Here is a 25,293-nt window from a genome sequence, read left to right as displayed (position 1 = left end):
TAGAAAGCCCGACTCATGATGACATTCTCGAAAGCCGGCGTCGCCGCCGCCTTGATGGCCGCGTTTGCCTACCTGCCCCTGCACGCCAACGCCGCCCTGTTCGATGACGACGAAGCGCGCAAGGCCATCCTCGAGCTGCGCGCCAAGGTCGACGCCATGGCGCGCGACCTGAACAGCCGCATCGACGCCAAGGCGGACAAGACCAGCACCTTGAGCCTGATCAACCAGCACGACCAAACCATGCAGGAGATCGCCCGCCTGCGCGGCCAGATCGAAGTGCTGGGCAACGATCTGGCGAACACGCAAAAGCGCCAGAAGGATTTCTACACCGATATCGATGCGCGCCTGCGCAAGCTCGAACCGCGCCAGGTCACCATCGACGGTCAGGAAGCGGCCGTGGGCGTATCCGAGCAAAGCGCATACGAATCCGCGTTCGGCCTGTTCAAGTCGGGCGACTACAAGGGCGCCGTGACGGCCCTGGACGGCTTCGTCAAGCGCTATCCGGAATCAGCCTACGCGGCCAACGCGCAATACTGGCTGGGTAACGCCTATTACGCCCAGCGCGACTGCAAGAGCGCCATCACGGCCCAACAGGCAGTGCTGAAACACTACCCGGACAGCCCTAAAGCGCCCGACGCCATGCTCAACATCGCCAGCTGCTACACGGAGCTGAAAGACAAGCCGAACGCGACCAAGACGCTGAACGCCCTGATCTCGCGCTACCCGGACTCCAGCGCGGCCCAGGCCGCCAAGGAACGGGGCGGCAAAAAGTAAAAGCGGGGAAAAAGTTGCCCGTTAGGTTTGACAGAATCCCGGGCACCCCCTATAATCTTTCTTCTTCGGGTCGTTAGCTCAGCTGGTAGAGCAGCGGACTTTTAATCCGTTGGTCGCAGGTTCGAATCCCGCACGGCCTACCACGAATACGCAGTACTGATCTGCTTGCGAGTTGTTATAGCAAGCATTTTTTTACGGCACAGTGTTACCGAAGTTGTTGTAAAAAGTTTTTGGGTCGTTAGCTCAGCTGGTAGAGCAGCGGACTTTTAATCCGTTGGTCGCAGGTTCGAATCCCGCACGGCCTACCAAATACGTCAGAGAAGCCAACCGTTCGCGGTTGGCTTTTTTGTTTTCAGCGGCATCACTTGCACGCGATGCCATCGCTGATACAAATCAAACGCCTTGTCACCCGCGCTACATCTCTGTCGGACTGTCGTATAATCAGACCATCATGAACGCCAGCCCATCCTCGACCACGTCCGAATTTGCGACAACGGAAGCCGCCGAAACCTATGACCACTGGTTTCGCACAAAGGTGCTGGCGTCGCTCAATGATGACCGCCCTACCGCCTCGCACGAGACAGTCATGGCGCAACTGAGGAAAATCGTCACGCCACAGACTGACGGCCGTCATGCATACACGGCAACTATATCCCTGAGCAACAATACTCTCTGCCATACGGAACACCGCTTTTAATGCGGCACCTCAGCCTTGCGAGTACCAAAGTAAGCCACTACACCCGCCGCGCCCGCAGCCACTCCTTCAGCGCATCATTCATGCGCGTTTGCCAACCGTCGCCGGTGGCCTTGAAGGCCTCGATAATTTCAGCGTCGAAGCGTATGGTCGTGCTGACCTTGCCACCGGTACCAGCGGGCCTGCCGCGACGACGCGCCATTTCTTGCTGCGCCTCGGGCCGGGAAACGGGCTGGTCACCCACTTGCCAGACGCCCTGCTCAAAAAAACCGTCCGTCAATTCAGGCGCATCGTCGTGGTCAACCCAGGCCTTGCTTGTATTTGTCGATTTCGCGTTCATTTGCCTTCCTCATGCTGATGATTCTGCGCGCCAGGCCACGCGGCGTCCAGACCAGTACAACCAGGCGCTCATCGAGCCAGCCTGCAGTGATGAAACGGGATTCGCCATAGTCCTGGCGCTGGTCCGGCAGCGTAACGGTGAGTCCGCCAAACACTTCGCGTGCACGTGCGAAGTCGAGACCACGCTCCTTGAGCGTCTTTTCACGCTTGGCAGCATCAAAAGTGATTCTCATTATTTATTGTAGTAACAAATAATGGAAACAGCCAGCCCTATTTCCGGGCAAGGGCAGCATCAGGACAACTACGTTGTCGCCCCTAACGCGACGCCAACGCCGGCCGCCCGGCCAGATGCGCCACCACGCCACCCATCACCCGCCCCAGCGGCACCTCCACCCAGCGGTAAAACGCGGCACCGGCCGCCAGGCTGGCGCCCCAGGCTGTCAGCATGCCCAGCGCCTGCCATTCCGGCTCGAGCGGCACATACGTAATAAATAAGGCATTCACCAGCAGGCTGACGGGAAAGTGCACGAGAAACACGGCATACGAGATGCGGCCGAGGGTATTGATGACGTTCCAGGCGCCGCCCTGGGACGGCGTGCGGGCGCGGCCGAACAGGAACAGGGCGCAGGCGACGATCAGGGCCAGGGCGATGCGGCTGCGGTAGTCGACGGCCAGGGCCAGCAGGACGGGCACGGCGGCCATGGCCATGAGCACGGTCATGGCGCCCGGTTTGCGGGCCGGGTCGCTGGCCCACCAGGCCAGCATGCCGAGGCCGTAGCTGCCGAAGAAATACGGCGCCCAGTTGTCCCAGTCCGCGTCGAGATTGAAATACAGCAAGGAAAAAGTGATGCCCACGGTGACGGCCAGCGGCATGAGCCAGTGCCGGCGCCGATGGCCCGCCACGCGGCCGCCCAGCCACAGCAGCGATACCGTCAGCAGGTAGAGCTGGAAATCGATGGCCACATACCAGGCGCCGGCCGACAGCGATTCATAGCCCAGCACGCCGTGCAGCAGCAAGGCATGGGCGCTCAGCTGGCCCAGGGTGACGGCGGCCGACATGGAGTCGTGCTGCATCCAGATGCCTGCCACGGGCGTGATGATGGCCGCGAGCAAGGTGGCAGCCAGGAATGGCGGCGCCAGCTTGGCATAGCGGCGCCAGATCGCTTGCAGCGGTGAAGCAATACCGGGACGGCCGGCGGGAGAGAGCGATTTGGCGACAAGAAAGCCGCCGATGACGAGAAAAACTTGCACGGCGATGCGCGCGCTGCCGCCCAGCCAGTCCAGCAACGCTGGCCACAGGGGTTGCACGTAGTCGGACATGGGGCCGTAAAACGCCAGGTGGTGCAACACGATCAACTGCGCCGCGCCTGCCTTCAAACCATTGATCCAGCCAAACTGCGGACGATTTGCCAGGTCCGCCTGTGATACCACTGCTGCTGCCGTCATTCCCTATCCTTGCCGTGCCAGGTAGTGTCGCCAGCCCATCGCGCAACAGGCGCGCGGCTGAGGATTTACCGAAAGGCCGACATCATAGCCGAGCCTGGCAAATGGCGGGGCACGGCAGGCGGCTAGACTCCCCGCCCGCCCGCGTCCGACACCTCGGGCGCCACTGGCTGCTGCGCCAGGATGACGTCGAGCAAACCGGGAAAACGGCTCTCGATATCGGCGCGGCGCAGGGTGTTCATGTGCGTCGTGCCCGCGTTTTCCGTGTAGACGAGGCCCGCTTCGCGCAAGACCTTGAAATGGTGGGAAACGGTCGACTTCGGCCGCCCGCCATCGAGGTCGCCGCAAGCGGCCGCGTCGACTCTGGCCAGGTGGCGCACGATGTCGAGGCGGATGGAATCGCTCAAGGCGTACAGCACTCTTTCAAGGACGAATTCGCTGGCGGGAGGATGTTTGTGTGGGCGCATGAGCAGAATCATACAGCATACGCTATACTAATTCCATTCTTCGAATATTTACGAACTACCGAATCAGTATTTCCATACACCTTCATCAACAAACACAAAGGCCACCATGTCCGCCCTCTTCCAGCCCTACACCCTCAAAAACGTCACCCTGCGCAACCGCATCGCCGTGCCGCCCATGTGCCAGTACATGGCCGTCGATGGCGTCGCCAACGACTGGCATCTGTCGCATTACGCGGGCATGGCCCGTGGCGGCGCCGGCCTGGTGATCGTCGAAGCGACGGCCGTGGCGCCGGAAGGCCGCATCACGCCCGGTTGCACGGGTATCTGGAACGATGACCTGGCGCAAGCCTTCGTGCCAGTCGTCAAAGCCATCAAGGCGGCCGGTTCCGTGCCCGGCATCCAGATCGCCCACGCGGGCCGCAAGGCCAGCGCCAACCGGCCATGGGAAGGCGACGATCATATCGCTGAGGGCGATGCGCGCGGCTGGCAAACCATCGGCCCGTCCGCCATCGCCTTCGGCGGCGGCCTGCCGAAAGTGCCGCGCAGCATGGATCTCGACGATATCGCCCGCGTGAAACAGAACTTCGTCGACGCGGCCATACGCGCCCGCGAAGTGGGCTTCGAATGGCTGGAACTGCACTTCGCCCACGGCTACCTGGCGCAAAGCTTCTTTTCCGCCCACTCGAACCAGCGCGACGATATCTATGGCGGCAGCCTGGAAAACCGTAGCCGCTTCCTGCTGGAAACCTTGAAAGCCGTGCGCGCAGTGTGGCCCGAACACCTGCCGCTGACGATCCGCTTTGGCGTGCTGGAATTCGACGGCCGCGACGAGCAAACCCTGCTTGAATCCATCGGCCTCGTGCGCCAGTTCAAGGATGCGGGCATGGATATGCTCAGCGTCAGCATGGGTTTTACCATTCCCGACGTGTCGATTCCATGGGGCCCGGCCTTCATGGGCCCGATTGCCGAGCGCGTGCGCCGCGAAGCGGGCGTTCCCGTCTCGTCCGCCTGGGGCTTCGGCACGCCAGCCATTGCCGAGCGTGTCGTCAAGGAAGAACAACTGGACGTGGTGATGGTCGGCAAGGCGCACCTGGCCAACCCGCACTGGGCATACTTTGCCGCCAAGGAACTCGGCGTGGAACGCGCCTCGTGGACCCTGCCGGCACCGTACGCCCACTGGCTGGAACGCTACTGATCGTCCCTGACCGTCGCCGGATGCCCCTCCAGGGGCAGTTCCGGCAGGAACAGCAGGAAGACCAGCCCCAATAGCAGCAACACGGCGCCGGCGCCAAACACGCTGGCGATCGCATGGCGGTACACTTCCACCGTCTGCGTCGCCGCGTGCGCACCGAGCGCCGAGACGGCTTCCACGCCATGCTTGTGCAACTGGTGCGCAAGGATGGCGCCGGACGCCGTCACGCCCAGCAAGCCGCCCAGCGAGCGGAAAAAGGCCAGCATGGCCGTGCCCACGCCGCGGCGCGCCAGCGGCAAGGCATTTTGCACGGCAATCGTCATGTTCGGCATCACCAGTCCCAGCCCCGTGCCGAGGAAAAAGATGGCCGGCTCGATGATCCAGTAGCCACGCGACGTTTCCATGGCCCAGGCCAGCACGGCAAACGCCACGACCGCCACGCCCAGCCCCATCACCTGCACCATCTTGTACTTGCCCGAGCGCGACAGCACCCGGCCATTGAACATCGACGACGCCACCAGCCCCACCATCATCGCCACCGTCATCACGCCCGATTCGGCGGGACTGGTGCCCATCACCAGCTGGAAGAACAGGGGAAAGAAGACGCTGGCGCCCATCAGGCCCATGAAGGTCATGGCCATGACCAGGCTGGCGATATTGAAGGTGCGGTTTTCGAACAGCTCGGGCGGCAGCACGGGTTCATCCACCTTGCCCACGTGAAACGCCAGCCAGAGACCCAGCAACACGGCGATGCCGCCGCACACCTTGATGGCCAGCGCGTCCCACGGCCACTCGGTACCGCCCAACGCCAGCACCAGCAGGGCCGCCGTGACAGCGCCCGTCAGCAAGGCAGACCCCAGATAGTCGATCTTGTGCGCGTGCATGCGCACGGGCTTGCGCATGGCGCGCGCGATGATGACAAAGGCAGCCGCGCCAATGGGCAGGTTGACGTAGAAAATCCAGTGCCACGACAAGGCATCCGTGATGACGCCGCCCAGCACGGGGCCCAGCACGCTGGTGACGGCAAACACGATGGGCACCATGCCCTGCCGCTTGCCCCGCTCGGCCGGCGGCACGATATCGCCGATGATGATTTGCGCCAGCGGCATGAAGCCGCCCGCACCCAAGCCCTGGATAGCGCGAAAGATAATGAGTTCCGTCATGTTCTGCGCCAGCCCGCACAACACGGAACCGAGCAAAAAGGTCAGCAGGGCCGTAAAGATCATGGGACGGCGGCCGTACTGGTCGGCCAGCTTGCCGTACAGGGGCATGGTAGCCGTCGAGGCCAGCACATACGCCGTGACCACCCACGACAGGTGCGCCATGCCGCCCAGGTCATCGACGATGCGCGGCAAGGCCGTGGCGACGATGCTCTGGTCCAGCGCGCCGAGGCCCAGCACGGCCAACAGGCCCAGATAGATGGCGCGCACTTCGCGCTCGGTGACGGGTTTTACAGCATCGGTGGCTTGATCGTGGCGGCTCATGCTTGTCCGATCTCAAGCAGCGGCTGCATGGCGGCTTCCAGTGCATCGATCTGCTGCGGCGTCAGGCGGGCGATGCGCCGCGCCAGCGTATCGCGGCGGCGCGCGCGCAGGGTTTCGAGTATCGCCAGGCCTTGCGCGGAGACCTGCAGGCCCGAGCGCCGCCGGTCTTGCGGATCGGGCGCGCTGCGCTCGACCAGCCCCGCTTCTTCCAGCGACTTGACCTGCGCGCTGACGGTAGGCCCGCGCACATTCTGCAGGCGCGCCAGCGCGGCCACGCCGATGCCAGGCTGCTCGTGGATCAGCGCCAGCAGCATGTATTGCATCATCGATACGCTACCCTCCAGCTCGCCCCCTTCGCGCTGCATGGAGCGCAGCAGGCGCTTGAACGCCGTGCGCAATTCATCGGACAGCGCCAGCGCGCGTTCGGGGATGGGAAGGTCTTCTGTAGTGGACATGGAAATATATAAGTAGGTAGGCTATCTACCAATATTATGCCGCCCCCGGACACCATGCAAGGCTTTTTTCCATCCCCGCCCTTCCCAAAACCGCCGCTGGCCGTCATAATAGCCGCCCTTGGGTCGTTAGCTCAGCTGGTAGAGCAGCGGACTTTTAATCCGTTGGTCGCAGGTTCGAATCCCGCACGGCCTACCAAGAATTTGCAGTACGCTTACTTGCCACCATGGCAAGCCACGTACCGCACAGTGTTACCGCAGTAAGTAGTCAAAGTTTTTGGGTCGTTAGCTCAGCTGGTAGAGCAGCGGACTTTTAATCCGTTGGTCGCAGGTTCGAATCCCGCACGGCCTACCAAATACTTCAGAGAAGCCAACCGTTCGCGGTTGGCTTTTTTGTTTGCGCACCAGCTTATTCTCCCCCATACCTCCCCGGCGTCACGCCCATCACCCGCTTGAACATGGCGATGAAGGCGCTGATGTTATCGTAGCCCAGGTCCAGTGCAATCGTCGTGACCGGCTGGCCGGTGGCCAATAACTCCAGGGCGCGCAGGATGCGGGCGCGCTGGCGCCAGGCCGAGGGCGTAAAGCCTGTCTCGGCCGTGAAGCGACGGGCCAGGGTGCGCGGTGATACGCCGGCCCAGGCGGCCAACGCTTCCACGCCACGCTCGTCGGCCAAGTCATCGAGCACGGCGCGCGCCACGCGCAGCAGGCGCGGGTCCGTGGGCAGGGGCAAGCCGAAGGGTTCGTGCGGCGAAGCGGCGATTTCGTCGAGGATCACGGCCGCCACCCGGGCTTGCCGCGCGTCCAGCGCGCCGTCGTCCCAGGCGCTGGCGCGGCCCACCGCTTCGCGCAGCAAGCCCGAGACACGCATCACGCAAGGCGCGGCGGGCAAGCTGGCGCTACTGGCTTCGTCCACATACACGCTCCAGCCCGCAAACGGGCCATGCGAACGCAGGCCATGGACGTGGTGGGGCGGCATCCACACGCAGTGGCTGGCCGGCACCACCCACTGCCCGCTGTCGGCGGCAACGGAAAGCAAGCCCTGCATGGCGCCGAACAGTTGGCCGCTGGCGTGGTGGTGCGCCGCCGTCACCCTTTCCTGCGGCTGGGAAATATGCATGGCGTGCAGCGGCAGCGATGGCGACAAGATTGGCGGATTTGACGTATTGAATGACATAAACAACGCAGGCAAGACAATCCAGCCATCATACAGTGAAGTCTTTCCAACATTCAGGAGTTCACCATGCGCGCAGAAGACGTATTACCGGATCAACAAAACCAGGGTCAGTTCAATGGCGTGACCGTTCGCAAGGGCACGGTGGGCGCCTTCCTGGCCAATGCCAGGCTATGGCTGGACGAGAACAGCAGCATCGCCGAACGGACCATGGCCGAGCGCGACATTGTTGATGCCCTGCCCGCCCTGCACGCACTGGGACTGTTCGACATTGTGCAAGTGCGCGATGCGGCGCTGCGCGAACTGGTTACCGCCCCCACAGCGCGAGCGGGCTGACTCGTCCCCGGCGCACATTTCCTCTATCATGCTGCTTTGCCCGCCTTCGCACCCGCCATGCCGTTTACCATTGCCACTCCCGTCCACAGCGAACTGATCATCAAGAAAAGCCGTTTCATCGGTTGCGTGCAGCCAATGACGGACCGCGCCAGCGCGCAGCAGGTGGTCAACGACTTGAAGGCGCAGCATCCGGGCGCCTGCCATGTGTGCTGGGCGCTGCTGGCGGGCGGGCAGTCGGCGGCCGTCGATGATGGCGAACCGAGCGGCACAGCCGGACGGCCCATGCTCGACGTGCTGCGCCACCAGGACCTGGAAGGCGTGCTGGCGACCGTCGTGCGTTACTTTGGCGGGATCAAGCTGGGCGCGGGCGGCCTCGTGCGCGCCTACACGGATAGCGTGGCGCAAGCGCTGTTGCAGGCGGAAAAGACGGCCATCGTGCGCCAGAGAACCTTGCGCTGCACGGTGCCGTATGCAATGGAAGGCATGCTGCGCCGCGAACTCGATGGCGCCGGCGCCACCTTGCTGAGCGTGGAACACGGCGAGCACGTGCTGTTCGACTTCAGCCTGGCGGAAGCGGCGGCTACCGCCCTGCTCGCCCACTTGCATGAGGCGGGCAATGGGCGGATAGCCTGGCTGAAAGCAGAAGCAGAAGCAGAAGAGGAAGAATAAAACTTACAAATTGGGTGGGCGCTTGCTCTGCAGCAAGATGAAATGCGTCCACGCCAGCGCCGGCAGCACCATCAATAGCAGCATCAGTCCGGCCGGCATGTCCGGCACGAAACGCACGAAGCAGGCGAGAAAACTGGCGATGGCCAGCCAGAAACGCCAGTTGAACGCGTATGCCTTGCGCGCCACGGTGGCCAGGGCGATGCGCCAAAATTCCAGCAAGGCCCACAAGCCGCCCGTCAACAGCAGCGCGGCCAGGGCATTGGCGCCGGGGGCGTCAGCCCAGGTGCGCACCAGGTTGTACAACAGCACGGGATAGCCGGCCGTGATGGCCAGAGTGGCAGGGCCGGCGGCGATAACAGCTTCAAACAGCTGCCCTTTGGAACGATGATCCACTAAATGATGCTCCTCAAGCCACGACGCCGGAATGGGCGGCGATCACTTGCAGCGCGCCGGCCGCATCCTGCGTCCAGACGCGCGTAAAACGGAAGTCGCCATGCGTTTCCACATCGTGATAGCTGCCCGTCAGCTGCATGCGCACGGAGACGACGGCCACGTTGCCATTGATGCGCACATGGCGCTCGGACGCGCGCAAGTCCGTGATTGTCAGCAGGCGCTGCTCGTGCGCGGCCAGGTCCGCATGCTTGCTCAGCAAGTGGCCCAAGTGATTGGTAAACAATAAGTCATCAGCCAGCAACTGATTCAGTACAGCCACGTCGGAGGCCATCATGGCCAGGCGCAAGCGTTCTTCCGCATCGAGTACCTGTACTTCCGTTAAAGCATTCATCTTTTTCCTTCAAATATATGCACGACATTGATAAATAGGCAAAACATGCTGGCATGAAATCGGGTTTTTCACAATCCGCCGGAAGACTTATGCCTGTGGAGCATATTTATATAGCGTAATATTCGCAGCGGTATTGCGCAAAACGCCACCATAGTACTGTACAGTGCTTGCCCTTCCGCCCCGGGCTGGGGCAGCTGTCAGTTGTAGTACTGTTTTATGTGCTCCGTGCAGTCTCGAATAAAACCAAGATAAGGCCCCTTCATGGCAATTAACATCATCCTGAACCTGCTCGTTGCGTTGCTCGTCTTCGCTTTCATGTTCCACCAGCAACGCAAACATGCGACGTTTACCGTGCGCGTCTTCACGGGCCTTGGCCTGGGCGTGCTGCTCGGTGCGGCCGTGCAGTGGCTGTACGGCGCCGGCTCGCCCATCATCGCGGGCACCAATGAATACATCGACATCGTCGGCAGCGGCTACGTAAAACTGCTGCAAATGATCATCATGCCGCTGATCATGGTCTCGATCATTTCCGCCATTTTAAAGCTCAAGGATGCGAGTTCCCTGGGCAAGATCAGCGCGTTAACCATCGGCACCCTGCTCATCACCACCACCATCGCCGCCGCGCTGGGCATTTTGATGGCCAAGCTGTTCGGCCTGACGGCTGTCGGCCTGACCTCGAGCGCTGCCGAAGTGGCGCGCGGCGTGCAGCTGCAAGGCTCGCTGGAAACGGCGAAGGCCCTGTCGCTGCCGAAACTGCTGGTCAGCTTCGTGCCGACCAACCCCTTCCTCGACATGACGGGCGCGCGCAAGACGTCGACCATCGCCGTGGTCGTGTTCTCGATTTTCATCGGCATCTCGGCCACGGGTATCGCGGTGAAGAAGCCGGAAATCTTCGCTTCTTTCGAAAACTTCATGAAAGTGGCGCACGCCATCGTCATGCGCATGGTCACCCTGGTACTGCGCCTGACGCCGTACGGCGTGTTCGCGCTGATGTTTGAAGTGGTGGCGTCGTCGAGCTACACGGACATCTTGAAACTGATCAACTTCGTCGTCGCCTCGTACAGCGCGCTGATATTGATGTTCCTCGTGCACCTGGCCATCATCGCCGGCGTGGGTCTCAATCCGCTGCGCTTCGTGAAAAAAGTCTTCCCCGTGCTGGCCTTCGCGTTTACGTCGCGCACCAGCGCCGGTTCCATCCCGATGAGCGTGCAGACGCAAACCCAGCGCCTGGGCACGCCGGAAGGCATCGCCAACTTTGCCGCCTCGTTCGGTTCGACCATCGGCCAGAACGGCTGCGCCGGCATCTATCCGGCCATGCTGGCCGTCATGATCGCCCCCACCGTCGGCGTCGACCCGTTCACGATCAGCTTCCTGCTGCCATTGCTGGCCATCATCACCATCGGTTCCGTCGGCGTGGCCGGCGTGGGCGGCGGCGCCACGTTTGCCGCGCTGATCGTGCTGTCGGCGATGGACTTGCCCGTCGCACTGGCCGGCTTGCTGATTTCCGTCGAACCGCTGATCGACATGGGCCGCACGGCCCTGAACGTCAGCGGCTCGATCACGGCCGGTACCGTCACCAGCCGGGTCATGGGACAAACCGACCTGGCCGTCTACAACAGCGACGACGCGCCCGACTTGGATGAAGCGGAGCACGCCGCCTAAAAATCTGTCCAGCGGCGCGCCGTACCTTGCCGCTTTCGTCTATATTTATTAACAATAAATACAGAGGAAGGCGCAAGGCGATGGAACAGAAATGGCCGCGGCAAATCTGGATCGTGCGTCACGGCCAAAGTGCCGGCAACGTGGCGCGCGATGCCGCCGAAGCGGAAAAACAGTTATTGATCGCCATCGCCGAGCGCGATGTCGACGTCCCCCTCTCCGAACTGGGCGCGCGCCAGGCGCAAGCCTTGGGCGACTGGTTCGCCACCCTTCCCCCTGAACAACAACCGACCGTCGTGCTGTATTCCCCGTACGTACGGGCGCAGCAGACGGCACAAGCCGTGCTGACGCGCCTCGATGCAGACAGCCTGAGCGCCGTGGTGGCCGACGAGCGCCTGCGCGAAAAGGAATTCGGCATCCTCGACCGCCTGACCGTGCACGGCATCGCCAGCAAGTACCCGGAACTGTACGAACAGCGCCAGCACGTGGGCAAATTTTACTTCCGTCCACCGGGCGGCGAAAGCTGGTGCGACGTCATCCTGCGCCTGCGCAGCGTGCTCGACACCATCACCCGCGAATACCGGGGCGAACGGGTGCTGATCGTCGGCCACCAGGTCATCGTCAATTGCTTCCGCTACCTGCTGGAACGCTGCGACGAGCAAGCCATCCTGGCCATCGACAAGGCAGCCGACGTGCCCAACTGCGGCGTCACCTCGTATGCCTTCAACCCCGCCGTGGGCAAGCACGGCAAGCTGCAGCTGAACCTGTGCAACTTCGTCGCGCCGCTGGAAGCGGCCGGCACACCCGTCACGGCCCAGCCCGACATGCCGGCCGCGCCCAAATCCTGATCCTTCGGAGGCATGCATGGACACCACCGACATCACCCCATCCCTGCTGCGCTCCTGGCCCCTGCCCATGCCCCAGCCAGACGGCGACAAGGAAGTGCGCGGCCACCTGCTGATCATTGCCGGCTCGGCGGAAATGCCGGGCGCCATTGTGCTGGCCGCCACGGCCGCCCTGCGCGCGGGCGCCGGCAAGCTGACCCTGGCGACGGGCGCGTCGGTGGCGGCGCAAGTGGCCATCGCCATGCCCGAGGCGCGGGTCATCGGCCTGGATGAAACGGCGCTGGGCGGCTTCCGGCACGAAGCGCAACATCAGCTGGCGCCGCTGGCCGGCAAGGTGGACGCCGTGCTCGTCGGGCCAGGCATGTGCGACACGGCCGCAAGTTGCGAGCTGATGCGTCACCTGCTGCCCCTGTTTGCCGCCAGTCGCTTGATTCTTGACGCGTGCGCCATGCAAGTCGTGCGCAAGCCCGCGCACTTCCGCTTTGACCAACCGGTTCTGCTGACGCCGCACGCGGGCGAACTGGCCCAACTGATGGGCCTGTCAAAAGACGCCGTGCTGGCCGACCCGCATGCCTGCGCCGTGGACGCGGCGCGGCGCTGGAATGCCATCGTCGCCCTGAAAGGCGCACTGACCGTCATCGCCATGCCCGACGGCACCAGCTGGACACATGCGGGCGGCAACATCGGCCTGGCCATTTCCGGTTCCGGCGACACCCTGGCCGGCATCATCACGGGTCTGGCCGCGCGCGGCGCTCCGTTGGAGCAAGCGTGCGCCTGGGGCATCGCCCTGCATGCGCAGGCGGGCGAACAGCTGGCCCTGCGCTTCGGCATCCTCGGCTACCTGGCGCGCGAAATCCCGGCCGAGATTCCCGCCCTGCTGCGCAATCTGGCGGCATAAAAACAACAGCATAAGCATATCCAGAAAGAATCGTTAGCGCCGGCGGGCGCCTCCCTTAAGCTCATGGCAACTGTTTCCACACCGACACTAATCGAGCCCAAAGGACACCGCCTTGTATCCGCGCCATTCAACCGACTCCCTTTCCCTTCCCGCCACGCCGCTGCGCGCCATCGTGCTGGCCTGCGCCATGCTGGGCACCGCTCCCGCCTGGGCCCAGGACGCGCAAGCCACCGCCAGCACAGGCACAGGCAACACCGCTGAAACGGCCGGCGCCAGCATCGACCAGGTCACCGTCGTCGGCTCGCGCGCGCGCAATCGCACGGTGTTCGACAGCAGCGTGCCCATCGACCGCTTCGGCGCGCGCGAAGTGAGCAATGCGCTGGCGACAGGCGATGTGGGCGCGGCCCTGCAAAACCTGTCGCCGTCGATCAACTTCCCCCGCATCGAGTCGAGCGGCGCGTCGGACTCCGTGCGCGGCATCCAGTTGCGGGGACTGGCACCGGACCAGGTGCTGGTGCTGATCAACGGCAAGCGCCGCCACACGAGCGCCGTGCTCGATACTGAAAGCAGCTTCGCCGGCACCGTGCCGGTCGACATCAATGCCATTCCGCCCAACGCCATCGACCACATCGAAATCCTGCGCGACGGCGCCGGCGCCCAGTACGGCAGCGACGCCGTGGCGGGTGTCATCAACATCGTGCTGAAAAAGGCGCGCACGGGCGGTGCCGCTTCCATCAGCTATGGCGCCAACCATACGCATTTCGCCCCCACCGATCAAACCCTGACGGATGGCCAGACCGTCATCGTCAACGCCGACTATGGCGTGCCGCTGGGCGAAGCGGGTTTCTTCCGCTTCGGCGCCGAAACACGGCACCGCTCGCCGACGGAACGGGCCGGCCCCAGCGACGCGGGTTGGACTTCCTACAACTTCACGCCAGCGGACCAGGCCCTCGACGGCAAGGTGGTGTTCAAGTCGGGCGACTCGCGCCAGCGCAACAACTATTTGTTCTACAACACCCAGCTCACCCTGGCCAACGGCCTGGACCTGTACTCGTTTGCCACCCTCAACGAACGCAAATCGGACGGCAGCGCCTACTTCCGCTATCCGGGCGACCCGTCGAACGTACTGGCCCTGTATCCGAACGGCTACCGCCCCGTCACCAATGGCGACAAGCGCGACCTCAGCATCGTGGCCGGCGTGCGCGGCAGCGCGGGCGAGTGGAACTGGGACGCCAGCGCGCGCCACGGCAGCGACCGCTTTGACTACGGCGTGAGCCACTCCGTCAACGCCTCGCTGGGCGCGGCCAGCCCCACGCGTTTCAAGCTGGCCGGTTTCGACTTCCGCCAGAACGCCTTGAACATCGATGCCACGCGCAGCATCGACATCGGCTTGCCCGCCCCCTTGAGCGTGGCGGTGGGCGCCGAGTGGATGCGGGAAACCTACACCAGCTCGGCAGGCGACCCCGCTTCGTATGCGGCCGGCAGCTTCACGGATGCGCCGCCGGGCGCCCAGGCGGGACCTGGCCTGCGTCCATCGGATGCCTATGACGGCAGTCGGCAAATCCGCTCCGTGTATGCGGACGTTGAAAGCGATCTCACGCCGCGCCTGCTGGTGGGCGCCGCCGCCCGCTATTCCGACTACAGCGACTTCGGCAGTGCCAGTACGGGCAAGCTGTCCACGCGCTATAAAGTGACGGAGAATTTTCTTGTGCGCGGTTCGCTGTCGAACAGCTTCCGCGCGCCGGCCCTCGTGCAGACGGGCTTCCGCTTCGCCACACTGAACTTCAACGCCGATGGCACGGCCCTGCAAACGGCGGCCCTGCTGCCGGCCAGCGACCCGCTGGCGCGCAGCTTCGGCGCGCAACAGCTGAAACCGGAAAAATCGACCAACGTCTCGCTGGGCCTGGCCTGGAAACCGGCCGCCGCCACCAGCGTGACGGTAGATGCCTACGTGATCCGCATCCGCGACCGCATCACGCGCTCGAGCGACTTGCAAAGCGACACCGTCACGGCCTACCTGGCCGCCAATAACCGCAGCGACATCCAGTCCGTGGCCTACCTGGCCAATTTGCTCGACACGCGGACCAAAGGCCTGGACGTGGTGCTGAACCACGACCTGACGTTCACCTCAGGCAAGCTGAACCTGAATGCGGCGCTGAACCTGAACAAGACCAGCCTCGACAAGGTGCACCAGAGTTCCGCCGCGCTATCCAATATCGATCCAAGTCTGACCCTGCTGACGGAGACGAGTTTGTTCCGCATCAAACATGCGTCACCCGCCAGCAAATTGATCCTCGGTGCCGACTGGCAAGCGGCCGGCTGGGGTGTGCAGGCGCGCGCCACGCGCTTTGGCGAGCTGAAAGATTTTTCCTACGACAGCGATGCCCCCCTGATCGATGGCATCCCCGCGCAACGCTTCGGCGCCGTCTGGTCGCTGGACCTGGAGGGTCAGTTAAAACTGAGCAAGCAGCTGACCCTGAGCGTGGGCGGCAACAACATCCTCGACCGCTATCCGCAGCGCGTACGGGAAACGAATAACGCCACGTATGGCGGCGCCCTGCCCTACAATTTCATCAACCCCATCGGCGTGAACGGCGCGTACTTTTACGCCAAGCTGAACTACACCTTCTAACGCCACGGAAAGAACCCATGATCCTCAAGAAAATCTCCCACCTCGTCGCCGGCGCCTGCCTGAGCGCCCTCCTGCTGTCGTCCGCCCAGGCTGCCGCGCCGCTGGTACTGATGACGGACTTCGGCACGGCCGACGGCGCCGTGTCAGCCATGCATGGCGTCGCCTATGGCGTCGATCCGCAGCTGACCATTTCGGACCTGACGCACCAGATTCCCGACTACGACATCTGGCTGGGCGCCTACCGCTTGTACCAGACGGCCAATTACTGGCCGCAAGGCACGGTGTTTGTTTCCGTCATCGATCCGGGCGTGGGCACGACGCGCAAGTCGGTGGTGCTGAAAACCAAGGGCGGGCGCTACTTCGTGGGGCCGGACAATGGCCTGTTCACCCTGATCGCCGAACGCGACGGCGTGGCCGAACTGCGCGAAATCGATGAAAAGGTCAATCGCCTGGCGGGCTCCGCCGAGTCGTACACCTTCCATGGCCGCGACGTGTACGCGTATGTGGGCGCGCGCCTGGCATCGGGCGCCATCACGTATGAACAGGTAGGCCCGCAATTGCCGAGCGAATCAGTAGTCAAGATTGCGTATCAAAAGCCTGTGCGCGACGGCAATACCATCCGTGGCATCGTGCCCGTACTCGACGTCAAGTATGGCAATGTGTGGACGAATATCCCGAAATCGCTGCTCGACGAATTGCAGGTGAAACTGCATGATCCGCTGCAAGTGCGCATCTTGCACAAGGGCAAGCAAGTGGCCAAGGTGACGGCGCCATTCGAACACACATTTGGCGGCGTCGCCAAGGGCAAGCCGCTGGTCTACCTGAACAGCCTGCTCGACGTGGCTGTTGCCATCAGCCAGGGTGACTTTGCTGCCAAGCACCACGTCGAGTCGGGCGTGGATTGGGAAGTGGAAGTCAGCAAGGTCCCTGGCGCCAAATAAACCACCCGAACACGGCCAGGGCATCCTGTCCTGGCCCATCTCGTATCCCATGCGGGTTTGCGCTACGTCAAACGCAGCGCTCTCCCCGCCTCCGCCAGCACCACGCCTGTGCAAGTCCGGTGAACCTGTACCGGCCCACCTACTCTAATCCTTGCAAGCGATGCCAGCCTTGTTCCAGATACGCAATCTGGCAAGGCATGCGTTTCCACGACAGTCTTACACTGAAAAGGAACAATCATGACGGCTCCACTCCTGACCACCAGCAAGCTCGTCCTTGGTAGCGCCATCGTCTGCGCGTTGCTGGGCGGTTGCAACAAACGCAATGACACCAGCACCACCGCCACGCCCGCCGCCACCGCGCCGACAACGCCGCCCGCCACCAGCGGCACGTCCGGCACCACGGGCACGACCAACCCGGACACGCCAGCCGCCACACCTGGCATGACACCAGGCACCACCACCAATCCCGATGGCACTACCACGCCACCCTCGACCACGCCGCCTCAAAATGGCACGACACCAGGAACAGGCACAGGCACTACGTCGCCACCACGCAACAGCTAGCCCCCTAGCCAGACGAGCAGGCAAAAAAAGAGCCTTCCGAGGAAGGCTCTTGAAATACCACTGCGCAGCGTGAGCTGGCCTTGGCCCGGTATTACTTTTGCAGGCTGACCGACGCTGCTTTCGGCGTGCGGCGTCCCATCAGGAACAGCACGGCCTTTTTCAGCATGCGGTAGACGAAACGCACCAGCAGCAAGGTCAGTACGCACTCGACCAGGGTCAGGATCATGGCCACGGCGACGGGCATGCGCGCGGCGCGGCGGTGGAACTTGGCCACGGCGCCATCGCGGGCGATTTCGATGCTGTCATAGAAGGTCGGCACGACCAGCAAGGTCAAAATCGTCGAGGTGATGGTGCCGCCGATGATGGCGATCGCCAATGGACGGTAGAACTCGCCGCCCTCGCCCAGGCCCAGTGCCACGGGGAACATGCCGGCGATCAGCGCAAACGTCGTCATCAGGATGGGGCGCAGACGCATGCGGCCTGCATACATCAGCGCATCTTCGCGGCCATGGCCCTCTTCCTCGCGCTTGCGCGCCGCGTCCAGCAGCAGGATGGCGTTCTTGGCGACCAGGCCCATCAGCATGATGATACCGATAAAGCTCATCAGGTTGAGGGTGTTGTTCGTGATCACCAGCGCCACCACCACGCCGATCAAACTGAGCGGCAAGGACATCATCACGGCCACGGGCGCCGTGAAGGAACCGAATTGCATGACCAGGATCAAATACATCAGGCCGATACCCATCACCAGCGCGATCAGCATTTCCGTGAACAACTCTTGCTGGTCCTGGCCGGCGCCACCGAGTGCCAGGCCGTAGCCGGGCGGGAAGTCGATGGAGTTGGCCAGCTTCATGGCGTCGCTCGTCACTTCGCCATTCGAGCGGCCTTGCGCATTGGCCGATACGGTAATCGTGCGCTTGCCATTCTTGTGCTCGATGCCGGACGGGCCCTTGCCCATGGTAATGGTGGCGATCTGGTCGAGCGGCACCATTTGCGACGTGCCCGTCACGCTGATCGGCAGGCGCTCGATGTTTTCCGATGCCACACGGTCGTCAGGGTGCAGACGGACGGCCACGTCGCGCGTTTCGCCCGTCGGATCGACCCAGTCGCCCACTTCCACGCCGGCAAACGCCACGCGCAACGATTGCGCCGCGTCATTGACGGAAATGCCCATCGAGTTGGCCAGGCCACGGTTGAGCTCGATCTGCAGCTCATTCTTCGGGTCTTGCTCGGACAAGCCCACATCGACGGCGCCAGGAATGGCGCGCAGCTTGTCCATATAGGCATTCGTGATTTCCATGAGCTTGCGCGAATCGGGACCCGTGAACTCCACCTGGATCGGCTTTTGCGAACCATTGCTCAAGTCATCCTGCACCACGTATTCGGCACCGACCAGGCGTGACATCTTCTCGCGCAGCTCGACCGCGATTTCCTTGGCCGAACGCTTGCGGGTGTTGCGCTTGCCGATATCGACATACACGCGTCCGCCGCCCGCATTGATGGAGCTGTTGGTGTCCTTGGTTTCAGGCAAGGAACGCGCCAGCACGGCCGCCGCTTCCAGTTTCAGGCGCGAATACTCGATGCTGCTTGACGATGGCGTGCGCACATTGATCATCAAGTTGCCCGAATCGGATGCCGGCAAGAAACTCGTGCCGCCATGCGTAGCGTGCAGAACAATTGCGCCCACCAGGCTGCCGAAGGCGATGACGGCCATCCAGCGGCGGTGATGCAGGGCCCAGGCGATCACGCGGCCATAGCGGTCGGCCTGATGGTCGAACCAGTGGTTGAATTTTTCCAGCACGCGGCCGATACCTTTTTTCGGCGCCGAGTGTTCCTCGACCGGGTCGCCCCAGTAGGCCGACAGCATCGGGTCGAGCGTAAACGAGATGCCCAGGCTGACGAGCACCGAACACGTCACCGTCAAGGCAAACGGACGGAACCATTCGCCGGAGATACCGGGCATGAAGGCCACGGGAATGAAGACGGCGATGATGGAGAAGGTCGTGGCGGCCACGGCCATACCGATCTCGGCCGTGCCTTCCAGCGCGGCCGTGCGGCGATCCTTGCCCATCTGCATGTGGCGCACGATGTTTTCACGCACCACGATGGCGTCATCGATCAGCACGCCAATGGCCAGCGACAGGCCCAGCAAGGTCATGAAGTTCAGGGTAAAGCCGCACAGCCACACGGCAATGAAGGCGGCAATCACGGACGTCGGCAGGCTCAGTGCCGTAATCAGGGTGGAACGCCACGAGTTCAGGAAGGCGTAGACGACGAAGATCGTCAGCACGGCGCCCAGCACCAGCGATTCGATCACGTTGTTCAAGCTATGCTGGGCGTTTTCGCCGCCGTCGCGCGTCACTTGCAGGATCGTGCCTTTCGGCAAGGTCTTGTTGATTTCCGCCACCATGTCGCGGATCTTGTTGGCCACACTGACGGTGGAGGCGTCGCGCACGCGGGTGATCGAAATGCCCACGTTAGGCTTGCCGCTGCGCATGCTCAGGCTGTTGACTTCGGCAAAGCCATCTTCGATGGTGGCCACTTGCGCCAGGCGCACGATTTCCTCGCCGCGGCGCTTGATCACCACTTTCTCGAAGTCGCTTGGCGACTCGATGCGGCCCACGAGGCGGATGCTTTTCTCGTCCAGGGTGCCGCGCACCTTGCCCACCGGGGCATTCGTGTTCTGGTTGCGCAAGGCGGTGACGACATCGCTGACGGAAACATTGTATTCGCGCAACTTTTCCGCCCGCAGCAGCACGGACAGTTCGCGCTTGAGCGATCCGCCCACGTTGACCAGCGCCACGCCATCGACGGTGCGGAAGCGGTCCGACAGCACGTCTTCGGCCAGGCGCGAAATTTCCGCATGGCTTTGCGTATTCGACGACAGCGCCAGCTGCATGATCGGCTCGGCCGCCGGGTCGATGCGCTGCAAGATGGGCTCGCGCATTTCCGTCGGCAACTTGTAGCGCACGGCGGCAATCGCATTGCGGATATTGTCGGACGCTTCGATCAAATTGGTATTGAAGGAAAACTTCAGGAAGATGCTGGCTGAACCTTCATTCGAATCGCTGTTGACTTCGGTCACGCCGGAAATACTTTGCAGCGACTTTTCCAGGCGGTTCACCACTTCGCGCTCGACCGTATCGGGCGAGGCGCCAGGGTAAGGAATACTGACGACGATGAAGGGCACTTCGACATCCGGGTTCTGGTTGACGCGCAATTTCTTGAGCGCCAGCAAGCCGACGCACATCATGGCCAGGATCAGGACGATGGTGGCGGTGGGCCGCTTGATACTGAAATCGGAAAGGAACATGGCTTAGTTTCCTTTACCGGCAACGGCGGTGCTGCTGCTGGCCACGGCGGCGGCTGGCACGGCCTTGGCGGCCGTCAATTCCACTTTCTGACCATCCTTGAAGGTGGAACCGGGCGTGCGCAGCACGGTGTCGCCACTGGCCAGGCCGCTTTGCACTTCCCACTGGCCCGTGCGCACGTCGCGCGCACCGATGTGCAATGTGACTTTATGCAAAGCCTTGTCCTTGACTTTCCACGTGTACGTGACGTCGCCCGCCTTTACCAGGGCCGAGTCGGGGATCATCAGCGCGCTGACGGTTTCCGTCTCGATGCGCCCTTCCGCATACAGGCCGGCCACGCGCGGCTGTTCCTTGTCGTTGAAATCGACCAGCACGGCCACCTGGCGCGTGACGGCATTGGCGGCCGGATCGACGCGGCGCACCTTGCCCGCAAAATCCTGGCCTGGATAACCATTGATGCGGAACAGCACGGGCTGGCCCACCTTGACGACGCCGATCTTGTCGGCCGACACCAGGCCTTCGAGGCGCATGCTGGTTGGATCGATGACCTTGATCAATTCCTTGCCGATTTGCGCCGTATCGCCATTCGATACCTTGCGCTCGCTCACGATGCCATCGAACGGCGCACGCACGAGGGTGCGCTGCAACTGCTGGCGGGCTTGCACGGCGCGGCTTTTCGCGGCGGACAAATCGCTTTGCGCATTATTGCGGCGAATTTCCGCGTCTTCCAGCGCCTGCGTCGACGTCATGCCCGAAGCGCGCAGGGTTTTCATGCGCTGGAACATGCGTTCGGACTGCTCCAGCACCTGGCTGGCGGCACGGCTGGCTTCCTCGGCCGAATTGAGGCTGTCGCGGATGGACGTTTCATCCAGGCGCACCAGCACGTCGCCCCGCTTGACGACTTCACCGTTTTCCTTCAGTACCTGGAGCACTACGGCCGATACTTCGGCGCGCAAGTCCGCGTTGCGCTCAGGCTGCACGGAACCGGTGATGACAGGCCCCGACGCCAGCGCATTGCTCTGGATGGTCAACAGGTCTTCCGGGGATACCAGCAAATTGACGGCAGCGCCCGCCTGTTCCTTGGCATTCTTGCCGCCCTTGCCGGGATCTTTGGACTCTTTGCCGCAGGCGGCCAGGGCAGAAGCGATTGCCAGAACAAACAGGGTTTTGCGCAACATGGGTAATTCTCCGGATAGATAGCACCACTACCGTTCCTGCTGCCCGGATAGGGCTGCAAGCGATAGCAAGCATAATATTTTTATTAAAACCACAAGCGCCAAAGTATCCATGAGCGCGTCCGGGCATGTCAATCGGCGGCTTCCTGTAATGCTTTAATGAATGGATGAAACGTAGTTTTTACGCCCTGAAACGCAAAACCCCGCCTTGAAGCGGGGTTTTGCGTTTCAGGGGAAGCGAACTTAGCGGGCAAACACGGTGTTGATCAGGAAACCGATGGCCACGCCCGTGCACAGGCCGCCGGCGATTTCCACCAGGGTATGACCCATACGCTCGCGCAAGGTCTTGTGCGCGGGGCTGGCAGCTTCCCCGGCCAGGCGGTTGATGGCCGCCGCCTGCTTGCCCACGTGCTGGCGCAGGCTGTTGGCGTCGATGATGACGATGAAGGCCAAGGTCACGGCCACGCCAAAGGCGGGATGGCCTATGCCTTCGCGCAAGGCGATCAGGGTTGCCATGCTGGAAACAACGGCACTATGGTTGCTGGGAAAGCCGCCATTGCCGACCAGGCCGAACGCCCATTGCCGCGTGCGGACACTGTTGATCAGGAATTTGATCGGTCCGACCAGGATCCAGGCGATCAGGGGCGTGACGAGGTAAGCGATATCCACGGGGTATTCCTTCTTATATATATGTAGAGAATGTGTCAGGGGCTGCGGCAGCCAGACAAGCGCGCCGCAATTATCGCAGATCAGCCGCGCCAGCAGAACTGTCTATCGCCGACCTATAAAACGCCGCCCCCGGCGGCAACTAATATAAAATCATGGCATATACAACAATTGACGTATATCAACACTGAGTGCGGCGCGCACAGCGGCGCGGATAATCAAACGTCTTTCACACTTGCAACGGGGTACTCATGCGGCATTTCAGAATTTCCTTTTTAGTCACTTTTATCCTGATGGCGGTGTCAGGCTGGTGGGGTTACAGCCATGGCGGCATGCCAGGCATGATCCAGGCGCTGTGGATCACGGGCGTACTGGGCATCATGGAAGTATCGCTGTCGTTCGACAATGCCGTGGTAAATGCCTCGGTCTTGCGTCACTGGAATGAATTCTGGCAAAAACTGTTCTTGACGGTCGGTATCCTCGTGGCCGTCTTCGGCATGCGGTTGCTGTTTCCACTGGTCATCGTTTCCGTCGCTACGGGCCTGGGCCTGGTCGACGTGTGGACCATGGCCACCACGACGCCCGATGTGTACGCCAAGCACCTGACGGACAACCATGCGCAAGTGGCGGCCTTCGGTGGCGCCTTCCTGCTGCTGGTGTTCCTGAACTTCCTGTTCGACGATGAAAAAGAGTTGCACTGGCTGGGCTGGGCCGAGGAAAAAGTCAATGCGCTGGGCACCGAAAGCCTGGCCGTTCTGATCACCATGGGTGCCGTGGCCGCCTGCGTGGCAATGGGTCCCGTGGACGAAAAGTATAGCGTGCTCGCGTCTGGCATCGTCGGCATCGCCGTCTACATCGGCGTGAACTGGATCAGCGGCTTGCTGGAAGAAGGCGAACCGGACTTGCAGGATGACGACGAGGAAGGCGCCGCGCCAGCCAGGAACGGCAATGGCGACCTCGTGAAAACGGTGGCGCGCGGCAGCATCGGCGGCTTCCTGTACCTGGAAGTGCTGGATGCCTCGTTCAGCTTTGACGGCGTGATCGGCGCGTTCGCCATCACCAACGACGTGGTCATCATCATGCTGGGCCTGGCCATCGGCGCCATGTTCGTGCGCTCGATGACGGTGTACCTGGTGCACAAGGGCACCCTGGACGAATTCGTCTACCTCGAGCACGGCGCCCATTATGCGATCGGCATCCTCGCCTTGATCATGCTGGCGTCCGTCAAGTACCATATTCCGGAGTGGTTCACGGGCCTGTCGGGCGTGGCCTTCATCCTGGTCTCGCTGTGGTCATCCTTGCGTTATCGCAAACGGCACGCGGCACAAGCTTGAAATCGGGGGTTCCGCCCCCAATTGAGAGAGTAATGGCACGAGCGCCTGGCGCTCATCCCATGAAGGAATGTTTGCACTTAATTACTAAAGGAGCACCACATGGCAATCAGTTTGCAAAAAGGCGGCAACGTCAACCTGAGCAAGGAAGCACCAAACCTGAAGAAGATCATCGTCGGCCTCGGCTGGGATCCTCGTTCGACGGACGGCGCCACCTTCGACCTTGACGGTAGCGCGTTTCTCCTGAAAAGCGACGGCAAAGTCCGTGGCGACTCTGACTTCATCTTCTACAACAACCTGAAGTCGACCGACGGTTCCGTCGTGCACACGGGTGACAACACGACGGGCGAAGGCGAAGGCGACGATGAGCGCATCGAAATCGACCTGACCCGCGTGCCAGCCGACATCGACCGCATCAGCATCACCGTCACCATTCACGACGCCGACGCGCGCCGCCAGAACTTCGGCATGGTGTCGAAAGCCTTCATCCGCTGCCTGAACGCGGAAGGCGAAAAAGAAATCGCCCGCTACGACCTGTCCGAAGACAGCTCGACGGAAACGGCGATGATCTTTGGCGAAATCTACCGCTACAACGGCGAATGGAAGTTCAAGGCCATCGGCCAGGGCTTCAACGGCGGCCTGGGCCCTCTGGCCCGTTCCTTCGGTGTGAATGCCTAAACGTTTTATGCGCTAAACACAGCCGCCTGGACGTACTCAGGCGGCTTTTTTTTGGAGATTTATCATGCCAGTATTTAGTGTCACGGGCGACGTCGATCCTTTCCTCCACGTCAGCATGAAGCAGGGCGAAACCATCTATTGCGAATCCGATGCGATGGTGATGATGGAAACGGCGCTGGACTTGAAAGGCAAGATGACGGGCGGTTTGGGCAGCGCCATCATGCGCCGCTTTGCGAATGGCGAGTCGTTCTTCCAGCAGCACATCGAAGCGGTGCGCGGCAGCGGCGACTGCCTGCTCTCGCCGACCCTGCCGGGTGCCATCGAAGTGGTCGACGTGGGCGCGCGCCAGTACCTGCTCAACGACGGCGCCTTTGTCGCCGCCACTGCGGGCACGGAAATGAAGGTGCGCACGCAAAGCATCGGCAACGCGCTGTTCGCCCAGTCGGGCGGTTTCTTCGTCATGGAGACGGCCGGCACGGGGCAGGTGGTGGTGTCGGGCTTCGGCTCCATGTTCCAGCTCGACGTCGAGCCGGGCAAGGACGTCGTGATCGACAATTCCCACGTGGTCTGCTGGGACAACAGCCTGAAATACGAGATTTCCGTGACCACGGGCGGCGGCGCCAGCGGCGGCGGCATCGGCGGTTTCCTCGGCAATATCGTCAATAGCGTGACCAGCGGCGAAGGCATCGTGCTGCGCTTTTCCGGCTCGGGCAAGGTGTTCATCTGCTCGCGCAACCGCGATGCATTCTTAAAATGGACAGCCAGCGGCAAAGCTAGTTAGAGGC

Annotated in this window: 26 protein-coding genes and 4 tRNA genes; 18 read left to right on the top strand and 12 right to left on the bottom strand. The window is 62.4% G+C overall.

The genetic code is table 11. The annotated features are described in order from the left end of the window. The first annotated feature begins 15 nt into the window (after positions 1-15). From ybgF to SJI03_RS26105, 4 genes are all read left to right on the top strand, one after another. Complete coding sequence (ybgF, locus tag SJI03_RS26120) at positions 16-774, top strand: tol-pal system protein YbgF (protein WP_077401297.1); 759 nt, start codon at positions 16-18, stop codon at positions 772-774. 67 nt (positions 775-841) lie between these two features. Further along, a tRNA-Lys gene (locus SJI03_RS26115) sits at positions 842-917 on the top strand. 89 nt (positions 918-1,006) lie between these two features. Continuing rightward, a tRNA-Lys gene (locus SJI03_RS26110) sits at positions 1,007-1,082 on the top strand. 143 nt (positions 1,083-1,225) lie between these two features. Then, positions 1,226-1,471, top strand: a complete 246-nt coding sequence (locus SJI03_RS26105; RefSeq protein WP_322429139.1) for a stability determinant — start codon at positions 1,226-1,228, stop codon at positions 1,469-1,471. A gap of 37 nt (positions 1,472-1,508) precedes the next feature. Here the strand turns inward: SJI03_RS26105 and SJI03_RS26100 are convergent, their stop codons facing one another. The 4 genes from SJI03_RS26100 to SJI03_RS26085 all read right to left on the bottom strand — a co-directional run bounded on the left by SJI03_RS26100 (position 1,509) and on the right by SJI03_RS26085 (position 3,717). Continuing rightward, positions 1,509-1,808, bottom strand: a complete 300-nt coding sequence (locus SJI03_RS26100) for a BrnA antitoxin family protein (protein ID WP_322429138.1) — start codon at positions 1,806-1,808, stop codon at positions 1,509-1,511. Beyond that, entirely contained in the window at positions 1,768-2,040 is a 273-nt protein-coding gene (locus SJI03_RS26095; RefSeq protein WP_322429137.1) for a BrnT family toxin, read from the bottom strand. The genes SJI03_RS26100 and SJI03_RS26095 overlap by 41 nt, the downstream gene beginning before the upstream one ends. Before the next feature lie 82 nt (positions 2,041-2,122). Beyond that, on the bottom strand, positions 2,123-3,253 hold the full coding sequence (locus SJI03_RS26090) for an acyltransferase (protein ID WP_322429136.1): 1,131 nt from the start codon (positions 3,251-3,253) through the stop codon (positions 2,123-2,125). A 122-nt stretch (positions 3,254-3,375) separates the two neighbouring features. Continuing rightward, the gene (locus SJI03_RS26085; protein ID WP_322429135.1) at positions 3,376-3,717 is read right to left on the bottom strand and encodes an ArsR/SmtB family transcription factor; all 342 of its coding nucleotides are present in this window, start codon (positions 3,715-3,717) and stop codon (positions 3,376-3,378) included. 106 nt (positions 3,718-3,823) lie between these two features. Here SJI03_RS26085 and SJI03_RS26080 point away from each other — a divergent pair, with 106 nt between their 5' ends. Further along, a complete protein-coding gene (locus SJI03_RS26080) occupies positions 3,824-4,912 on the top strand; it encodes an NADH:flavin oxidoreductase/NADH oxidase (protein ID WP_322429134.1) in 1,089 nt (362 codons plus the stop codon). Here the strand turns inward: SJI03_RS26080 and SJI03_RS26075 are convergent. Together SJI03_RS26075 and SJI03_RS26070 are read right to left on the bottom strand one after the other, a co-directional pair. Further along, positions 4,906-6,393 carry an MDR family MFS transporter gene (locus SJI03_RS26075; RefSeq protein ID WP_322429133.1) on the bottom strand — a complete coding sequence of 496 codons (1,488 nt, stop codon included), beginning with the start codon at positions 6,391-6,393 and terminating at the stop codon, positions 4,906-4,908. The genes SJI03_RS26080 and SJI03_RS26075 overlap by 7 nt on opposite strands. Continuing rightward, positions 6,390-6,848: a MarR family winged helix-turn-helix transcriptional regulator gene (locus tag SJI03_RS26070; protein WP_322429132.1), complete on the bottom strand. Its 459-nt coding sequence runs from the start codon at positions 6,846-6,848 to the stop codon at positions 6,390-6,392. The genes SJI03_RS26075 and SJI03_RS26070 overlap by 4 nt, the downstream gene beginning before the upstream one ends. A 120-nt stretch (positions 6,849-6,968) precedes the next feature. Between SJI03_RS26070 and SJI03_RS26065 the strand changes: the two genes are divergently transcribed. Both SJI03_RS26065 and SJI03_RS26060 read left to right on the top strand, forming a co-directional pair. Beyond that, positions 6,969-7,044: transfer RNA gene (locus SJI03_RS26065), tRNA-Lys, on the top strand. Between the two features lie 80 nt (positions 7,045-7,124). Beyond that, positions 7,125-7,200, top strand: a tRNA-Lys gene (locus SJI03_RS26060). Between the two features lie 54 nt (positions 7,201-7,254). On the opposite strand, the gene SJI03_RS26055 is transcribed toward SJI03_RS26060, so the two are convergent. After that, positions 7,255-7,995, bottom strand: coding sequence for a helix-turn-helix domain-containing protein (locus tag SJI03_RS26055; protein WP_416208790.1), 741 nt, complete (start codon positions 7,993-7,995; stop codon positions 7,255-7,257). Between the two features lie 93 nt (positions 7,996-8,088). On the opposite strand from SJI03_RS26055, the gene SJI03_RS26050 reads away from it, so the two are divergent. Both SJI03_RS26050 and SJI03_RS26045 read left to right on the top strand, forming a co-directional pair. Continuing rightward, positions 8,089-8,355 carry a hypothetical protein gene (locus SJI03_RS26050; RefSeq protein WP_322429131.1) on the top strand — a complete coding sequence of 89 codons (267 nt, stop codon included), beginning with the start codon at positions 8,089-8,091 and terminating at the stop codon, positions 8,353-8,355. Between the two features lie 57 nt (positions 8,356-8,412). After that, complete coding sequence (locus SJI03_RS26045; protein WP_322429130.1) at positions 8,413-9,024, top strand: YigZ family protein; 612 nt, start codon at positions 8,413-8,415, stop codon at positions 9,022-9,024. Between the two features lie 3 nt (positions 9,025-9,027). Here SJI03_RS26045 and SJI03_RS26040 read toward each other — a convergent pair whose 3' ends face one another. Both SJI03_RS26040 and SJI03_RS26035 read right to left on the bottom strand, forming a co-directional pair. Continuing rightward, on the bottom strand, positions 9,028-9,417 hold the full coding sequence (locus SJI03_RS26040; RefSeq protein WP_322429129.1) for a hypothetical protein: 390 nt from the start codon (positions 9,415-9,417) through the stop codon (positions 9,028-9,030). Positions 9,418-9,430: 13 nt separating this feature from the next. Beyond that, the gene (locus SJI03_RS26035) at positions 9,431-9,808 is read right to left on the bottom strand and encodes a nuclear transport factor 2 family protein (RefSeq protein ID WP_099380482.1); all 378 of its coding nucleotides are present in this window, start codon (positions 9,806-9,808) and stop codon (positions 9,431-9,433) included. Positions 9,809-10,069: 261 nt separating this feature from the next. Between SJI03_RS26035 and SJI03_RS26030 the strand changes: the two genes are divergently transcribed. The 6 genes from SJI03_RS26030 to SJI03_RS26005 all read left to right on the top strand — a co-directional run bounded on the left by SJI03_RS26030 (position 10,070) and on the right by SJI03_RS26005 (position 17,347). Continuing rightward, positions 10,070-11,470 carry an L-cystine transporter gene (locus SJI03_RS26030; RefSeq protein ID WP_092612184.1) on the top strand — a complete coding sequence of 467 codons (1,401 nt, stop codon included), beginning with the start codon at positions 10,070-10,072 and terminating at the stop codon, positions 11,468-11,470. Between the two features lie 80 nt (positions 11,471-11,550). Further along, positions 11,551-12,315: a histidine phosphatase family protein gene (locus tag SJI03_RS26025; protein WP_322429128.1), complete on the top strand. Its 765-nt coding sequence runs from the start codon at positions 11,551-11,553 to the stop codon at positions 12,313-12,315. Positions 12,316-12,331: 16 nt separating this feature from the next. Further along, positions 12,332-13,210, top strand: a complete 879-nt coding sequence (locus SJI03_RS26020) for an NAD(P)H-hydrate dehydratase (protein WP_322429127.1) — start codon at positions 12,332-12,334, stop codon at positions 13,208-13,210. Between the two features lie 112 nt (positions 13,211-13,322). Next, entirely contained in the window at positions 13,323-15,842 is a 2,520-nt protein-coding gene (locus SJI03_RS26015; protein ID WP_322429126.1) for a TonB-dependent receptor, read from the top strand. A gap of 17 nt (positions 15,843-15,859) precedes the next feature. Beyond that, a complete protein-coding gene (locus SJI03_RS26010; protein WP_322429125.1) occupies positions 15,860-16,783 on the top strand; it encodes an S-adenosyl-l-methionine hydroxide adenosyltransferase family protein in 924 nt (307 codons plus the stop codon). 237 nt (positions 16,784-17,020) lie between these two features. Continuing rightward, positions 17,021-17,347: a hypothetical protein gene (locus SJI03_RS26005; protein ID WP_322429124.1), complete on the top strand. Its 327-nt coding sequence runs from the start codon at positions 17,021-17,023 to the stop codon at positions 17,345-17,347. A gap of 91 nt (positions 17,348-17,438) precedes the next feature. Here the strand turns inward: SJI03_RS26005 and SJI03_RS26000 are convergent, their stop codons facing one another. The 3 genes from SJI03_RS26000 to SJI03_RS25990 form a co-directional block, all read right to left on the bottom strand. Further along, entirely contained in the window at positions 17,439-20,660 is a 3,222-nt protein-coding gene (locus SJI03_RS26000) for an efflux RND transporter permease subunit (RefSeq protein ID WP_099380488.1), read from the bottom strand. Positions 20,661-20,663: 3 nt separating this feature from the next. Beyond that, positions 20,664-21,836, bottom strand: coding sequence for an efflux RND transporter periplasmic adaptor subunit (locus SJI03_RS25995; protein ID WP_099380489.1), 1,173 nt, complete (start codon positions 21,834-21,836; stop codon positions 20,664-20,666). Positions 21,837-22,076: 240 nt separating this feature from the next. Continuing rightward, a complete protein-coding gene (locus tag SJI03_RS25990; RefSeq protein WP_099380490.1) occupies positions 22,077-22,502 on the bottom strand; it encodes a divergent PAP2 family protein in 426 nt (141 codons plus the stop codon). 248 nt (positions 22,503-22,750) lie between these two features. Between SJI03_RS25990 and SJI03_RS25985 the strand changes: the two genes are divergently transcribed. The 3 genes from SJI03_RS25985 to SJI03_RS25975 all read left to right on the top strand — a co-directional run bounded on the left by SJI03_RS25985 (position 22,751) and on the right by SJI03_RS25975 (position 25,289). Then, positions 22,751-23,833 carry a DUF475 domain-containing protein gene (locus SJI03_RS25985; protein WP_099380491.1) on the top strand — a complete coding sequence of 361 codons (1,083 nt, stop codon included), beginning with the start codon at positions 22,751-22,753 and terminating at the stop codon, positions 23,831-23,833. Positions 23,834-23,932: 99 nt separating this feature from the next. Then, positions 23,933-24,508, top strand: a complete 576-nt coding sequence (locus SJI03_RS25980) for a TerD family protein (protein ID WP_046682304.1) — start codon at positions 23,933-23,935, stop codon at positions 24,506-24,508. Between the two features lie 64 nt (positions 24,509-24,572). Continuing rightward, positions 24,573-25,289, top strand: a complete 717-nt coding sequence (locus SJI03_RS25975) for a TIGR00266 family protein (RefSeq protein ID WP_099380492.1) — start codon at positions 24,573-24,575, stop codon at positions 25,287-25,289. Positions 25,290-25,293 lie beyond the last annotated feature (4 nt).

The organism is Janthinobacterium sp. GMG1 (assembly GCF_034427795.1).
In the GTDB taxonomy this organism is placed as follows: Bacteria; Pseudomonadota; Gammaproteobacteria; order Burkholderiales; family Burkholderiaceae_D; genus Janthinobacterium.
The sequence above is the reverse complement of the archived record's forward strand: the minus strand, read 5'-3'. Positions and strand labels throughout refer to the sequence as shown.

Excerpts from the sequence above, each read along its gene's own strand:
- SJI03_RS26005 (WP_322429124.1), top strand. The coding sequence starts at position 17,021 with ATGACGGCTCCACTCCTGACCACCAGCAAGCTCGTCCTTGGTAGCGCC.
- SJI03_RS25975 (WP_099380492.1), top strand. The coding sequence starts at position 24,573 with ATGCCAGTATTTAGTGTCACGGGCGACGTCGATCCTTTCCTCCACGTC.
- SJI03_RS26025 (WP_322429128.1), top strand. The coding sequence starts at position 11,551 with ATGGAACAGAAATGGCCGCGGCAAATCTGGATCGTGCGTCACGGCCAA.
- SJI03_RS26095 (WP_322429137.1), bottom strand. The coding sequence starts at position 2,040 with ATGAGAATCACTTTTGATGCTGCCAAGCGTGAAAAGACGCTCAAGGAG.
- SJI03_RS26000 (WP_099380488.1), bottom strand. The coding sequence starts at position 20,660 with ATGTTCCTTTCCGATTTCAGTATCAAGCGGCCCACCGCCACCATCGTC.
- ybgF (WP_077401297.1), top strand. The coding sequence starts at position 16 with ATGATGACATTCTCGAAAGCCGGCGTCGCCGCCGCCTTGATGGCCGCG.
- SJI03_RS26045 (WP_322429130.1), top strand. The coding sequence starts at position 8,413 with ATGCCGTTTACCATTGCCACTCCCGTCCACAGCGAACTGATCATCAAG.
- SJI03_RS26050 (WP_322429131.1), top strand. The coding sequence starts at position 8,089 with ATGCGCGCAGAAGACGTATTACCGGATCAACAAAACCAGGGTCAGTTC.
- SJI03_RS25985 (WP_099380491.1), top strand. The coding sequence starts at position 22,751 with ATGCGGCATTTCAGAATTTCCTTTTTAGTCACTTTTATCCTGATGGCG.
- SJI03_RS26105 (WP_322429139.1), top strand. The coding sequence starts at position 1,226 with ATGAACGCCAGCCCATCCTCGACCACGTCCGAATTTGCGACAACGGAA.
- SJI03_RS26085 (WP_322429135.1), bottom strand. The coding sequence starts at position 3,717 with ATGCGCCCACACAAACATCCTCCCGCCAGCGAATTCGTCCTTGAAAGA.
- SJI03_RS25995 (WP_099380489.1), bottom strand. The coding sequence starts at position 21,836 with ATGTTGCGCAAAACCCTGTTTGTTCTGGCAATCGCTTCTGCCCTGGCC.
- SJI03_RS26030 (WP_092612184.1), top strand. The coding sequence starts at position 10,070 with ATGGCAATTAACATCATCCTGAACCTGCTCGTTGCGTTGCTCGTCTTC.
- SJI03_RS26090 (WP_322429136.1), bottom strand. The coding sequence starts at position 3,253 with ATGACGGCAGCAGCAGTGGTATCACAGGCGGACCTGGCAAATCGTCCG.
- SJI03_RS25980 (WP_046682304.1), top strand. The coding sequence starts at position 23,933 with ATGGCAATCAGTTTGCAAAAAGGCGGCAACGTCAACCTGAGCAAGGAA.
- SJI03_RS26070 (WP_322429132.1), bottom strand. The coding sequence starts at position 6,848 with ATGTCCACTACAGAAGACCTTCCCATCCCCGAACGCGCGCTGGCGCTG.
- SJI03_RS26035 (WP_099380482.1), bottom strand. The coding sequence starts at position 9,808 with ATGAATGCTTTAACGGAAGTACAGGTACTCGATGCGGAAGAACGCTTG.
- SJI03_RS26100 (WP_322429138.1), bottom strand. The coding sequence starts at position 1,808 with ATGAACGCGAAATCGACAAATACAAGCAAGGCCTGGGTTGACCACGAC.
- SJI03_RS26080 (WP_322429134.1), top strand. The coding sequence starts at position 3,824 with ATGTCCGCCCTCTTCCAGCCCTACACCCTCAAAAACGTCACCCTGCGC.
- SJI03_RS26010 (WP_322429125.1), top strand. The coding sequence starts at position 15,860 with ATGATCCTCAAGAAAATCTCCCACCTCGTCGCCGGCGCCTGCCTGAGC.
- SJI03_RS26020 (WP_322429127.1), top strand. The coding sequence starts at position 12,332 with ATGGACACCACCGACATCACCCCATCCCTGCTGCGCTCCTGGCCCCTG.
- SJI03_RS26075 (WP_322429133.1), bottom strand. The coding sequence starts at position 6,393 with ATGAGCCGCCACGATCAAGCCACCGATGCTGTAAAACCCGTCACCGAG.